A 13,743-nucleotide genomic window follows, 5' to 3' on the forward strand; every position below is an offset into this window, starting at 1 on the left:
AGATGTCTGATTAAGGTCTATAGACCCACCAAACACCTCTGGTTAATTAGATGAAATTAATATATTTTTATAAATTTATATTAAAAACAAAAATTGTTATTACAAAGAATTTTTGGTATATACCAATTGCTTCAATTTAGATTGGCTTTACTTAACAAGCTGTAAAATCGTTTTAAATTGTGGATGATCAGCACGTTGTAAAAGCTCATATAAAATCATTTCTGTACTAGTTGGATAAATACCGAGTGCATTCATCTTATTCAGTCCAATTTCTTTATTTGCCTTTGTTCGAGAAGATACAGCGTCTACCACAACCTCCACTTCAAATCCTTGTTCCTTCAGTTGTCTTGCTGTTTGATACACACAAATATGCGCTTCAATGCCTGTGACAATAAATTGGGTACGTCCACTTTCCTTCATTGCCTCTACAAATGCCTCTTCCTGACACGCACTGAAGGCCATTTTAGCAATGGGTTGTCCTTTTATATGCTGAGCTATATCAAGTGCTGTTCCACCTAAACGACTTGGATTTTGTTCTAGCCATAAAATAGGTACTTCAAGTGCTTGCATTGCTTGTACCAACTTTGCTACATTGTCAATCACCACTTCGCTATCATCAACAATCGTTGCTAACTTTCCTTGCACGTCAACGACAACTAAACATGTTTTCTCTACTGTAAACATCATGAACACCCCTTTTCGTTTCTCTAATAGTATTATACAAAAAATCTGCTTTACATGTCGTAAAGTAATCTAACCTTTTTCTCCTAGAAAATAAATTTTATCGCATACTGTTCTTCCTTTCGAAATAACAGAATATTTCGCACAATATAAACACGAACATTATCGTTTGAATTCAAGATAAATAAGTTTAAATCACTAAAATATAACTTTATTTTTAAAAACCAACCTTCAATTCGTTCGTGTTTTGTTTAAAAAACATGCTTAAATGTGTACATTTTGTTGCGAGCCTGTCGCTATTCTGCTCAAATAGTAAGAATTTTATTTTTTCTCTTGAAAATTAGGGTATAATCCAGTAAAGTTCTGTTATTAACCAAACAAGGAGTGTACCACTTTGACACAACGTGCATACAATTTCAACGCAGGTCCATCTGCACTACCACAAGAAGTATTAGAAAAAGCTCAACAGCAATTAGTAAACTTCCGTGATTCAGGTATGTCCATTATGGAAATGAGCCACCGTAGTGCCATTTTCGACGAAGTACATAACGAAGCCATCGCTTTATTAAAAAAGCTTTATGCCATTCCAGAAAACTATGAGGTACTATTCTTACAAGGTGGAGCGAGCCTCCAGTTTACAATGGTACCAATGAACTTCTTAACAACTGGTCAAAAAGCTAGCTATGTATTATCAGGCTCATGGTCTGAGAAAGCTTTCAAGGAAGCTAAATTGTTTGGTACACCCGTTGAAGCTGCAAGCACAAAAGAGAACCAATACCGCAATATTCCTGCTTTAGAAGACATTCATTTCAATGAGGATGATGCCTATGTGCATATCACTTCAAATAACACAATTTACGGTACACAGTGGACAAATTATCCTGATACAGGAAATGTTCCATTAGTTGCCGATATGTCTAGTGATATTTTGTCAAAACCAGTTGATATTGCAAAGTTCGGAATCATCTATGCAGGAGCTCAAAAAAACCTTGGCCCTTCAGGTGTAACGGTCGTGATTATTCGTAAAGATTTACTTGAAAAAGCAAATAAAAATATTCCAACTATGCTGAAATTCACGACACATGCTGATAGTAATTCTCTTTATAACACACCACCGACATTTGGTATTTATATGTTAGGCGAAGTGTTGAAATGGGTAGAAGCTAAAGGTGGCGTAGCTGAAATTGAAAAACATAATGAACGCAAGGCTAATGTCATTTATGATGCCATTGACAATAGTAATGGTTTCTACAAAGGACATGCTACACCTGATAGCCGTTCATTCATGAACATCACATTCCGTGTTACGGATGAAGAGCTTGAAAAACAATTCCTTGCTGAGGCAAAAGCAGCAGGATTTGTAGGGCTAAATGGACATCGATCTGTAGGTGGCTGTCGTGCTTCAACTTACAATGCTGTACCACTAGAGGCTTGCGAAGCTTTACGAGACTTCATGGTAGATTTCCAACAAAAACACCAATAATTATAAGATAAACGACGAAGTTTTACGTTTCTGTAATGACTCGTCGTTTTTTTGTTTATCGAGGGGACAAATAAATCTATCCCATCCAAATATCATGATTAGATTTTTTATAGCAATTTTAAAATTTAGGGCTTTATACTATGCGAAAGATTTTGAGAAAAATATAGATTTTCAAGTTGCCTATCGGACATATTGCCAGCCTCCTTTTATTCACCAAACATAGATTATTACTGTAAGGGTTACCCTTACGAAACTAGAAGAAGGGAGGTCTTGACGATGGAAGACAAACGATATATGACACACACGAACTGGCAAGGCTGTAAATGTCCTAAAAAAGAGGAAAAATGCTGTCATCACAAAGTTGATAAATGTTCTTGTCATAAAGAAAGAGAAGAAAAATGTTCTTGTCACAAAGAAGAAAAATGCACGCCAAGAATGAGCGGTAACTGTAGAGGTTGTATTTGTCACCAATTAAGAAAATTAGAGCTTGCTACTACACTAGATATCTTCTTATCTGGAGGTATTAGCTTCTTAGGCGTGACTTTCATTTCCTTCGACCCTCGCAACTGTTGTGCATACTTCCTTGAGCCAGATGCTGCACCTGCTTCACCTTTAATTGTAGATTGCAATAAAATTGTTGCGATCCGTAGAGTGGCAGTAGCTTAATAAATTTAGAGGGTAGCCCTGTATAGAGCTCCCCTCTTTTACATAGAAAAACTCTGTCAATTAATTTGACAGAGTTTCATGCTTGCAATCCGGACATTTACCATATATTTCGAACTTATGATTCTCAATTTCATAGTCAGGTAATTTTTCACCTAGCATTTCCATTGGACAAAGATGGAGCTCTTTGACGTTCCCGCAATCCATGCAGATGAAATGATGGTGGTGATGCGCTGATTCACAATGCATACGGAAATTACGTTCTCCAGATAGCTCGGTTTCTTCTAATATCCCAAGCTTCACAAAGGTAGCAAGGTTGCGATAAATGGTATCAAAACTCATCCCTGGAAAATCCTTTTTCAAAACGTCCAATAAATCACGGGCCGTTAGATATTTATCTGTTGCTGCAAACATATCTAATAGTAACTCTCGTTTATCTGTTTTTTTATAACCATTTTCTTTTAATATTTCCCACGCTCTTGAAACATTCATTACGCTACCTCCCCCTGCTTTGCAGCCATTTTAAATGCTACTTTCTTTCCTAGGATGACAAGTAGCAATATGAAAATCGAAGTGACAACAATCGTACCTCCAGGCGCTAAATCCAAATAAAAGGCACTGATTAGACCAATTAATACAGCTGTTTCTCCAAAAACGATTGCATAGATGATTGTTTGCTTAAAGCCCTTTGCAAGTCGCATCGCAGCCGCGACAGGTAATGTCATCAGCGATGATACAAGTAAAATACCTACGATGCGCATGCTCGCCGCGATGACAAGAGCTGTCACAATCATAAATAAAAGATGAACCCAACGTGCAGGTAATCCACTAGCTTTTGCATATTCCTCATCAAAAGATAAAACAAATAATTCTTTAAAAAATAAAAACAAAAAGAGGACGACAACAGCAGCAATTCCAGTTACTACCCATAAGTCTTGGCGTGACACAGCAGATACTGAGCCAAATAAATAACTCATTAAATCTGTGCTAAAGCCACTGGCAAGTGAGATAAAGATAGCACTAATACCAATACCACCTGACATAATGATTGGAATGGCAAGTTCCTCATAATGCTTATACAAACGTCTTAGACGCTCAATTAAAATAGAGCCACTAACAGAGGCTAGTATCCCTAGATAAATAGGATTGAGCATAGCTAAGGCTGTTACAGATTGACTGATATATAAGCTTCCAGCTATTCCGGCAAGTGTTACATGCGACAAAGCATCCGCAATCAATGATAGCCTGCGTACAACAATAAACACACCTAATAAAGGTGCAAGGATGCCTATTAATAATCCAGAGAAAAAGGCATTTTGTAAAAATTCATAGTGTAAAATTGCTTCAATCATAGTGCCTTCTCCTTTTTAATGAATCTTTCTCACGGAATGACCGTACCAAGCGTCAAGCGCATCCTGAGAAATAGTATCAAATTCATTTTTATAGCCGTGGAAGTGAATCGTTTGATTTAAACAGGCCACATGGCTGATACGATTAGATACGGTATCGACATCATGTGTGACAAGAATCATTGTAATTCCTTGTTCCCGATTTAATTTCGCCAGCATATCATAAAATGACTGGACATTCTCGTGATCAATGCCGACAGTAGGTTCATCTAAGATAAGTAATTTGGGATTACTCACTAAAGCTCTTGCAATAAAGACACGTTGTTGTTGACCACCAGATAATTCCCCAATATTCCGATGTATAAAAGCATCCATGCCAACTGACTTTAATGCTTCTTGGACTTTCCCTTTAGCATCTCGTCCAGGTCTTTTAAAGAGCCCTAATTTTTTCGTTAATCCACTTTTCACTACCTCTTGCACGGTTGCTGGAAATCCGGAATTAAAGGCATTTGATTTTTGCGAGACATAGCCAATCCATTCACGATGCTTAAAGGTTGCACTTGGTTCGCCAAATAATTTTATTTCCCCAGATAGAGGCTTCAATAAACCTAAAATAATTTTTAATAATGTTGATTTTCCCGAACCATTCGGACCGAGAAGTGCTAAAAAATCACCCTCTTCTACACGAAAAGAAATGTTTTTTAAAACTTGCGTATAGTCATATTGAAATGACACATTTTCAATGTCAATAAGTGTTGTTTTCATGCATGATCGCTTCTTTCTAATTCAAAATCATTACGATTTACAAATTGTAAGTATAAAGGAAAGTGCAGTTTTTGTAAAGAAAAGAAGATGGCTTTTCGAATTGGCTGTTTGCAAGTGAGTACATGATTTCGTAAAAAATATAAATATAACAAAGGAGGATTGACTTTGAGTATTCAATTTTTACAGCAATTGGCACAAAGCACTGATAAGGAAATTGTCGCGATTGCTCGTGAAGAAGGTTTTAACATTACGACTTCTGAAGTAAAAAAACTTCGACCTTATTTGGAGCAATTCTCATTTTCTTGGCTATTTTTAGGTATTCCTAAAGACATTCTTGTAGAAGTTGAGGCAGTATTAGGAAGAAAGCGCTCTCGTCAACTTATCGCATTGTTTACAAAATAACAAAAGAAGCCCGAAATCAGAACTGTAATCTGATTTCGGGCTATTGATTGTTAGCCTTTTAACGCTTCAATATGCGCAGGATTAAATGTACTGTTGCGTAACATGTCAATTTCAACTTTATACGGTGCCACTTTTGATTTAGCATCACTATTCAGAGGAACAAATGGCGTCTCTAATATTTTAGGAATATCCATTAATTGTGGATGGTGTACGACATAGTTTAGTGCGTCAAAGCCAATATGCCCAAAGCCAATATTTTCATGGCGGTCTTTACCAGCACCTCGCACATTTTTTGAATCATTGATATGCAATACTTTGATGCGTTCCACACCAATTATTTTATCAAATTCGTTTAATACACCATCAAAATCTTCCACAATATTATAGCCAGCATCATGTGTATGGCAAGTATCAAAGCACACAGATAGACGATCGTTGTGTGTTACACCATCAATTATTTTAGCCAGTTCTTCAAAGGAACGCCCACATTCTGTCCCTTTCCCTGCCATTGTTTCTAAAGCAATTTGGACGGGGTAATCTTGTGATAATACCTCATTCAAACCTTCAATAATCTTAGCAATCCCAGCATCAGCACCAGCACCTACATGGGCACCAGGGTGCAAGACAATCTGGGTTGCTTCCAGTGCTGCTGTGCGTTCAATTTCCAATTGTAGAAAATCTACCCCTAGACGAAATGTTTCCGGCTTTTCCGTATTAGCGATATTGATAATATAGGGTGCATGCACAACAATGTTAGTCATGCCATGCTCTTTCATGTGCAGGAGACCATTCATGATATTCAAGTCAGCAATGGCTTTACGACGCGTATTTTGCGGTGCCCCTGTATAAATCATAAAGGTATTTGCTCCGTATGACAGTGCCTCTTTACTAGAGCCAAGTAACATTTCTTTCCCACTCATTGAAACATGTGAGCCAAGTAGCATGTAAAAAGCCCCCTTATTTTTTTCCTCGCGCTTTTAGGCGACGTTCACGTTTTTTAATTTTTTCCATTTCCCATTTCATATTACGTTTATAGCCTGGTTTAACTTTTTTAGGCTTACGCACTAATGCTTTGGCTTTCACGTCAATCTCATTCTCTTGCTTTACGCGATTTTTACGAGCGTGACGATCTTTTAACTCAGACCATTCTCCATCTTTTATGTCTTTTTGTACAAACGGGATACCCATTTTCTCTACACGCACTACTGCATCTTCATCTGATGGTTCAAATAAAGTAATAGCTGTTCCTTTATTGCCTGCACGTGCTGTACGTCCAACACGGTGAATAAAGAATTCTAAGTCCTCAGGAATTTCGTAGTTTATGACATGAGAAATTCCTTGAATATCGATACCACGTGCTGCAAGATCTGTAGCTACAATGTATTGATATTCCAAATCACGTATTTGCTTCATCATCTTTTTGCGATCACGTGGGCTTAAATCTCCATGGATTTGTCCACAACGGATGCCATGCTCATTTAGATAACCAGCAACATGCTCCGCTGTTTTTCGTGTATTGGTAAAAATAACAGCTAAAAACGGGTTAATGCCTTCAATGACATCTAATAAACGTTTGTTACGAGATTTAGAGCGTACTGGGACAAGCACAAAATCTATACCTTCTGCAACAGGGCGTTTATCATTCATATGGATGTGCGTTGGTGCTTCCATATATTTCTTTAAAAATGGCTGAAGTTTTTCTGGAATCGTTGCAGAGAAAACATACATTTCAAGCTTTTCTGGCATCTGTGAAGCAAATCCATCAATCTCTTCTATAAAGCCCATATCGAAAGCCAAGTCCGCTTCGTCTACAACTAAAATTGGCGCCGTATGCACAAATAACGCTTGCTCTGAAACAAGATCACGAATACGTCCTGGTGTACCTACAACAATTTGTGGCTGTGTTTTTAACTTATCAATAGAGCGTTGTTTGTCCGTACCCCCAATAAATAGTTTGGCTTGAATCGCTGTTCCTTCTATTAATTGGTTTAAAGCATCAAAAATCTGTTGAGCAAGCTCACGTGTAGGTGAAGTAATGATGGCTTGCACTTCTTGTTTCTCTACATTAATACGTTGAACAATTGGAATTAAAAAACTATGTGTCTTCCCTGTCCCTGTATGCGCCTGTCCAATTGCACTCTTCCCTTTTAGTAAAAGGGGAATAATTTCTTTTTGAATTGGCGTTGGTTCTGTGAAGCCTAATTTTGCAATGGCGTCCTGCAAAAATGGCTGAAAATTATAATCAGTATATTTTGACATAATTCGTTCCTCCTAACATCTTTCCCATTGTACCATGATTCGAACTTTAAGGTATATTTACGTCCTAATATCACTAGCATAAACATAATTTTATCGTTTTAACTATCATCGTAATAAAGCCCTTATCAAAGGTACTTTAAATATCAATAATATGCAATCAAAAATGCGCTGCAACAATGTTCGAAAACGCTAGTAATATGTAATTTTTATGTCAATTTATAGGGAACTAATGAATAGCAGATTTCCCACATGTTATGATAGAGCTGTAAGATATTATAGGAGGTTGATAGATTATGAAAGCAGCAAGATGGTATAAAGCAAAAGACATCCGTGTAGAAAGCATTGAAGAACCAATAATCGCACCTGGAAAAGTAAAAATAAAGGTACATTGGACAGGGATTTGTGGCAGTGATTTACATGAATACGCAGCTGGACCAATCTTTATTCCAGTTGAACAACCTCACTATGTAAGTCAAGACATCGCGCCAATCGTTATGGGACATGAGTTCTCAGGAGAAGTTAGTGAAATTGGTGACGGTGTTACAACAGTCAAAGTTGGAGATCCTGTTGTAGTTGAACCGATCCTTGCATGTGGCGAATGTGCTGCTTGTAAAAAAGGGAAATACAATATTTGTACACACCTAGGTTTCCACGGTCTTTCAGGCGGTGGCGGAGGATTTTCTGAATATACAATGGTAGATGAAAAAATGGTTCACAAAATGCCAGAAGGCCTTTCTTATGAGCAAGGGGCACTCGTAGAACCAGCGGCAGTAGCATTACATGCCGTACGTCAAAGTAAATTAAAAGCTGGTGATAAAGCAGCTGTCTTTGGTACAGGTCCAATCGGACTTCTTGTCATTGAAGCATTACGTGCAGCAGGCGCAGCAGAAATCTATGCTGTAGAGCTTTCAGCAGAACGTGCTGCAAAAGCTTTAGAGCTAGGTGCAACAGCTGTAATTAACCCTAAGGATGAGGATGCCGTTGCGCGTCTCCACGAATTAACAAATGGTGGCGTAGATGTTGCCTTTGAAGTAACAGGTGTACCTGTGGTGTTACAGCAAGCTATCGATTCAACGACGTTTGAGGGAGAAACGATTATCGTCTCCATTTGGGAGTCTACAGCTTCCATTCAACCAAATAATCTTGTTCTATCAGAGCGAACTGTAAAAGGAATTATTGCTTACCGCGATATTTTCCCAGCAGTCATGGAACTGATGATACAAGGTTACTTCCCTGCTGACAAGCTTGTTACAAAACGAATTGGGCTTGATGAAGTGGTAACAGAAGGTTTTGAAGCATTAATGAAGGAACGTAATCACATTAAAATTCTTGTTAATTCTCAAGCATAAAATACTGTCAGGTAGAGAACAACTTGTTTCTCTACCTGATTTTTTTATTCTCCTTGTGTTTTCTCCATTGTTTTCTTGATAGTTAGATTAGCCTTTAGGACGTTCACTTTATTTTCTCCAAAAATACCTAGCTCACGTGTCTCCGTATTTTCATTTATGATTTTTTCAATCTCTTCCTTCGAAAGACCACTTGCTTGAGCAATACGATCGACTTGTATTTGCGCAGCCTTCACACTAATATGTGGATCCATACCTGAACCCGAAGCAGTCATTAAATCTGCTGGAATGTCTTGGCGTTCTACAGTGGGATTTGCTAGTAGAAACTTCTTAATATCAGCTTCAATTCGCTTTTTCAGTTCTGGATTTGATGGTGCATAATTAAACGTTCCAGAGCTCACACCACTATAGTTCAACTGACCATCTTTGTCTGGAATTGTATCCTTTTCTGTATAAACATTGTAATTAATGGATGAGACACGTCCCCAGAAATACTCTGGTGCCGAAAATGATTGACCAATTAATTCTGAACCAACTTCTTTTCCATCGATTTCTAGCAAACTACCATTTGCTTGATGAGGAAATAGCCCTTGAGCTAAAGCCGTTACGGCAAATGGATATATTAACCCACATAATACAAACATTGTTATGGTAATGAACAACGCTTGCTTTATGTTTATAAAAAATTTTCTCATGTACCTTCCTCCTATAATCCAAACGTGCGGAATAGCGGCCCAACTAGTAAGTCAATCAACTTTATTCCAATAAAAGGAACTATAATACCACCTACACCATAAACAAGTAAATTTTTATTTAATAATTTTGCAGCACTCATCGGTTTATACTTTACACCCTTCATTGCAACTGGGATTAACAATGGAATGATGATCGCATTAAAAATTAATGCTGAAATAATCGCACTTGATGGAGAATCAAGCTTCATCAAATTCAATGCGCTCATTTCTGGTACAGCAACCATTAACATAGCAGGTATAATAGCAAAGTATTTTGCTACATCGTTTGCAATACTAAATGTTGTTAACGCGCCACGGGTCATTAGTAACTGCTTTCCAATTTCTACAACTTCAATAATTTTAGTTGGATTTGAATCTAAATCAACCATGTTAGCAGCTTCCTTTGCTGCATTTGTACCTGAATTCATTGCAAGCCCAACATTAGCCTGTGCCAACGCTGGTGCATCATTTGTACCATCACCAGTCATAGCTACTACTTTTCCTTGTGCCTGCTCATCTTTAATAACTTGAATCTTATCTTCTGGTTTACTTTCTGCAATAAAGCTATCGACTCCCGCTTCCTTCGCGATGGCTGCCGCAGTAAGTGGATTATCTCCCGTACACATTATGGTTTTAATCCCCATCGCGCGAAGCAGTTCAAAACGTTCTTTTAGTCCAGCCTTAACGACATCCTTTAAATAAATGACACCTAAAATTTTATCGTTACCCGTTACGACAAGTGGTGTCCCACCAACTGAAGATATTTGTTGAATCAGTTGCTCTAAATCGGAAGGAACGCTATTTCCTGCCTTCATACTTTCTCTTTTTATCGTATCATAAGCCCCTTTTCGAACTTTTGTACCATCTACCTTATCCAAACCACTCATTCGCGTCTGTGCTGTAAAGGGAATATGTTTACTAGACTTGATAATATTTTCTTCATCGTCAGTATTTACCCCTAATTCGCAAGCTAGCGAAATGATTGATTTTCCCTCAGGTGTATCATCACTTAAGGAACTAAGCCATGCAGCTTGCATTAATTCTTCCTTGCGAACACCTTTTACTGGTAGGAATTCTGCTGCCATGCGATTTCCATACGTAATCGTTCCCGTCTTATCTAAAATTAATGTATCTACATCTCCACATGCCTCTACAGCTCTACCAGACATCGCAATAACATTAAATTGCGTAACTCTATCCATGCCAGCAATACCAATTGCGGATAGTAATCCACCAATCGTTGTAGGAATTAAACAAACGGTTAGTGCAATTAACGTTGCAATCGAAATTGGCACATTCAAATATGTGGTCATTGGATAGAGTGATACGACAACTAACAAGAAAATCATCGTTAAACTTACTAGAAGCGTATTAAGTGCTATCTCATTTGGTGTTTTTTTACGACTAGCTCCTTCAATGAGCGTAATCATTTTATCTAAAAATGATTCACCAGGCATGGAAGTGATTTCTATCACCAGCCAATCACTTGTAACCGTCGTACCACCCGTAACGGATGAGAAATCGCCACCTCGTTCTTTTACAACAGGTGCAGATTCACCTGTTATTGCCGATTCATCCACAGTTGCAATTCCGTCAATGACTTCTCCGTCATTTGGAATTACCTCCCCAGCCTGCACTAATACCATATCGCCTTTTTTTAGTTCATGTGCCTGTTTAAGAACTTCAGTACCATCTTGAAGCAAAACACGAGCCTGTGTCACTGTTTTCGTCTTTTTTAATGTTTGAACCTGTGCTTTGCCTCGACCTTCTGCAATTGACTCTGCAAAATTTGCAAATAAAATCGTTACAAAAAGTATGGTAGCAACTATACCATTGTATAATCGAGCATGTTCTCCCACTTCACTACCAAACATAGTTGGAAAAAGAACAAGTAATAGTACAAAGAGAAACCCTACCTCTACGACAAACATAACTGGGTTTTTCAGCATGTAAATGGGGCTGAACTTCTTTAAAGCGTCTAGCAAAGCACTTTTTACCATGTTGCCAGTCATAAATTTCTTTCTTGCTGTATCCATATGTGTCTCTCCTTCTTAAGAATAAAGTTGTAAATGCTCTGTAATTGGACCAAGTGCTAACGCTGGTAAAAATGTCAGTGCGCCAATCATTAAAACGATCGCAACAAGTAAAAAAGTAAACGTAGTATTATCTGTTTTTAATGTTCCGACTGAATCACTGTGCCAGACTTTTTTAGCAAGTAAAGACGCTATTGCTAGTTGAATAATAATTGTTAAATAACGTCCAAAAAACATAGCCAGCCCTGTTGTTACATTCCAAAATGTTGAATTATCCGCTAATCCTTCAAAACCAGAGCCGTTGTTTGCGGAGGCAGATGCAAATTCATACAGAACTTGTGATAATCCATGAGCTCCTGGATTCGTTATTCCTGCTATCCCTGATGATGTTGCAACTGCAAGTGCTGAGAATAGCAAAATAATAGCAGGATGAATTAGAATACAGAGGGCAATTAATTTCATTTCTTTCTCTTCAATTTTTTTACCTAAAAATTGAGGTGTTCGACCAATCATGAGACATGCAATGAAAATAGTCAGCAGTACATACATCATCATGTTCATCAAACCAACACCTTTACCTCCAAATACAACATTTAGCATCATATTAAACATTGGCACTAAACCACCGATAGGCGTTAATGTATCATGCATATTGTTTATAGAACCCGTTGTAAAAGCAGTAGTGACGGTCGTAAATAAGGCTGATTGCGCTACCCCGAAACGCATTTCCTTTCCTTCCATACTCCCAAGCTCCTGTGTAATACCGAGTTCACTAATAATTGGATTACCAGCCTTCTCCGCTATGTACACAGTCACTAATCCAACTAGGAACAATATACTCATTGCCGCAAAAATAGCTAAGCCTTGTTTCCCGAAAATGGTTTTCTTTTTTCTATAGGCAACCATCAAACTAAAAGCGACTACACAAGCACCAGGTAACAGCATCATAGATAACATTTCAACTATATTGGAGAGGACGGTTGGATTTTCAAAAGGTGTTGTTGAATTCGCTCCGTTAAAACCGCCACCATTCGTACCTATATGTTTAATAGATTCAAGTGAAGCTACAGGCCCAAGCGCTATGTCTTGCAATTTACCTTCTATTGTTTGTACTGTTTTATTCGCACTTAACGTTTGTGGTGAACCTTGAAATACTAGAATAATGGCTACTACAATGGAAATAGGCATTAAGATACGAGTAGTAACACGTACAAAATCAATAAAGAAATTCCCTAAAGTATCTGTTTTAGCAACCAGACGACGACAGAATGCCATACAAGCTGCATAACCAGTAGCTGCAGATGTAAACATCATAAATATTATGACTACCATCTGAGATAAGTAACTAAGTCCTGATTCACCACTATAATGTTGAAGATTTGTATTCGTCATAAAAGAAATAATCGTGTTAAAAGAAAGTGTAGCTTCCATGTTGCTAATATTATTTGGATTTAAAAACAGTGAAGCTTGAATACGTAATAGAATATATCCAATTAAAACCATAATGGCATTTGAAAGTATTAATGACAGAACATATTCTTTGCCAGTCATATCTACTTTTTTAATGCCGCAAATTTTATAAATAGCTGCGTCGACTTTATCCAACAAAGGATCAAGCCATGTTTTTTGTTGCAACGTTACCCGAAATAGATAATGACCAGTCAAGATAACGAGTGGTAAATAAATAATGATCACAATGGCTATTTGCCACATACTGAAGTACCTCCTACCAATCTATTAATAGTTTTCAGGATAGAGTAATGCATGCCCTAGATAACCGAACAGGAATACAAGTACAATCCCCATAAATATCCACATATTCATATCCTCCTTAGTTCTCTCCCACTAGTTTGAAGCACCATGCGGTTAAAGCAAAAACACATGCAAAGCTTATGATTAATAAGCCAATCATATAAAAATCCATCAAGCGTAACACCCCTCCTTCAATTAGGATGTTCTCATCATACTCACTTTCAAATTAATGTAGTGTTAGGAAATCTTTTTTTCTATTAAGAAAACATAAAGAGG

The 13,743-nt window shown here is 37.6% G+C and carries 13 protein-coding genes; 4 read left to right on the forward strand and 9 right to left on the reverse strand.

Going from position 1 to position 13,743, the window contains the following annotated elements:
* Nucleotides 1–147: 147 nt before the first annotated feature.
* Entirely contained in the window at nt 148–684 is a 537-nt protein-coding gene (locus tag GJU32_RS08945; protein ID WP_155591602.1) for a hydrolase, read from the reverse strand.
* A 391-nt stretch (nt 685–1,075) separates the two neighbouring features.
* Between GJU32_RS08945 and serC the strand changes: the two genes are divergently transcribed.
* Together serC and GJU32_RS08955 are read left to right on the forward strand one after the other, a co-directional pair.
* Complete coding sequence (serC, locus tag GJU32_RS08950) at nt 1,076–2,164, forward strand: 3-phosphoserine/phosphohydroxythreonine transaminase (RefSeq protein ID WP_155591603.1); 1,089 nt, start codon at nt 1,076–1,078, stop codon at nt 2,162–2,164.
* A 276-nt stretch (nt 2,165–2,440) separates the two neighbouring features.
* The gene (locus GJU32_RS08955; protein ID WP_155591604.1) at nt 2,441–2,830 is read left to right on the forward strand and encodes a hypothetical protein; all 390 of its coding nucleotides are present in this window, start codon (nt 2,441–2,443) and stop codon (nt 2,828–2,830) included.
* A 60-nt stretch (nt 2,831–2,890) separates the two neighbouring features.
* Here the strand turns inward: GJU32_RS08955 and GJU32_RS08960 are convergent, their stop codons facing one another.
* Genes GJU32_RS08960 through GJU32_RS08970 form a run of 3 tightly spaced genes read right to left on the reverse strand, consistent with a single transcriptional unit; the run spans nt 2,891 to nt 4,941 of the window.
* Nucleotides 2,891–3,319, reverse strand: coding sequence for a Fur family transcriptional regulator (locus GJU32_RS08960; RefSeq protein WP_155591605.1), 429 nt, complete (start codon nt 3,317–3,319; stop codon nt 2,891–2,893).
* Nucleotides 3,319–4,179, reverse strand: coding sequence for a metal ABC transporter permease (locus GJU32_RS08965; protein ID WP_155591606.1), 861 nt, complete (start codon nt 4,177–4,179; stop codon nt 3,319–3,321). Before GJU32_RS08965 ends, GJU32_RS08960 begins: the two co-directional genes overlap by 1 nt.
* 15 nt (nt 4,180–4,194) lie before the next feature.
* Nucleotides 4,195–4,941 carry a metal ABC transporter ATP-binding protein gene (locus GJU32_RS08970; RefSeq protein WP_155591607.1) on the reverse strand — a complete coding sequence of 249 codons (747 nt, stop codon included), beginning with the start codon at nt 4,939–4,941 and terminating at the stop codon, nt 4,195–4,197.
* Nucleotides 4,942–5,106: 165 nt separating this feature from the next.
* Between GJU32_RS08970 and GJU32_RS08975 the strand changes: the two genes are divergently transcribed.
* The gene (locus tag GJU32_RS08975) at nt 5,107–5,343 is read left to right on the forward strand and encodes a Nif11 family protein (protein ID WP_155591608.1); all 237 of its coding nucleotides are present in this window, start codon (nt 5,107–5,109) and stop codon (nt 5,341–5,343) included.
* Between the two features lie 50 nt (nt 5,344–5,393).
* On the opposite strand, the gene GJU32_RS08980 is transcribed toward GJU32_RS08975, so the two are convergent.
* Together GJU32_RS08980 and GJU32_RS08985 are read right to left on the reverse strand one after the other, a co-directional pair.
* A complete protein-coding gene (locus tag GJU32_RS08980) occupies nt 5,394–6,287 on the reverse strand; it encodes a deoxyribonuclease IV (RefSeq protein WP_155591609.1) in 894 nt (297 codons plus the stop codon).
* Nucleotides 6,288–6,300: 13 nt separating this feature from the next.
* The gene (locus GJU32_RS08985; RefSeq protein WP_155591610.1) at nt 6,301–7,602 is read right to left on the reverse strand and encodes a DEAD/DEAH box helicase; all 1,302 of its coding nucleotides are present in this window, start codon (nt 7,600–7,602) and stop codon (nt 6,301–6,303) included.
* A gap of 293 nt (nt 7,603–7,895) precedes the next feature.
* On the opposite strand from GJU32_RS08985, the gene GJU32_RS08990 reads away from it, so the two are divergent.
* Nucleotides 7,896–8,951: a 2,3-butanediol dehydrogenase gene (locus tag GJU32_RS08990; RefSeq protein ID WP_155591611.1), complete on the forward strand. Its 1,056-nt coding sequence runs from the start codon at nt 7,896–7,898 to the stop codon at nt 8,949–8,951.
* Nucleotides 8,952–8,995: 44 nt separating this feature from the next.
* On the opposite strand, the gene kdpC is transcribed toward GJU32_RS08990, so the two are convergent.
* Genes kdpC through kdpA form a run of 3 tightly spaced genes read right to left on the reverse strand, consistent with a single transcriptional unit; the run spans nt 8,996 to nt 13,428 of the window.
* Nucleotides 8,996–9,643: a K(+)-transporting ATPase subunit C gene (gene kdpC / locus GJU32_RS08995; RefSeq protein WP_155591612.1), complete on the reverse strand. Its 648-nt coding sequence runs from the start codon at nt 9,641–9,643 to the stop codon at nt 8,996–8,998.
* Nucleotides 9,644–9,654: 11 nt separating this feature from the next.
* Nucleotides 9,655–11,718 carry a potassium-transporting ATPase subunit KdpB gene (gene kdpB, locus GJU32_RS09000; RefSeq protein WP_155591613.1) on the reverse strand — a complete coding sequence of 688 codons (2,064 nt, stop codon included), beginning with the start codon at nt 11,716–11,718 and terminating at the stop codon, nt 9,655–9,657.
* Between the two features lie 15 nt (nt 11,719–11,733).
* On the reverse strand, nt 11,734–13,428 hold the full coding sequence (gene kdpA / locus GJU32_RS09005) for a potassium-transporting ATPase subunit KdpA (RefSeq protein ID WP_155591614.1): 1,695 nt from the start codon (nt 13,426–13,428) through the stop codon (nt 11,734–11,736).
* Nucleotides 13,429–13,743 lie beyond the last annotated feature (315 nt).

Origin of the sequence: Lysinibacillus cavernae, assembly GCF_009724685.1 — a bacterium.
Lineage (GTDB): Bacteria > Bacillota > Bacilli > Bacillales_A > Planococcaceae > Lysinibacillus > Lysinibacillus cavernae.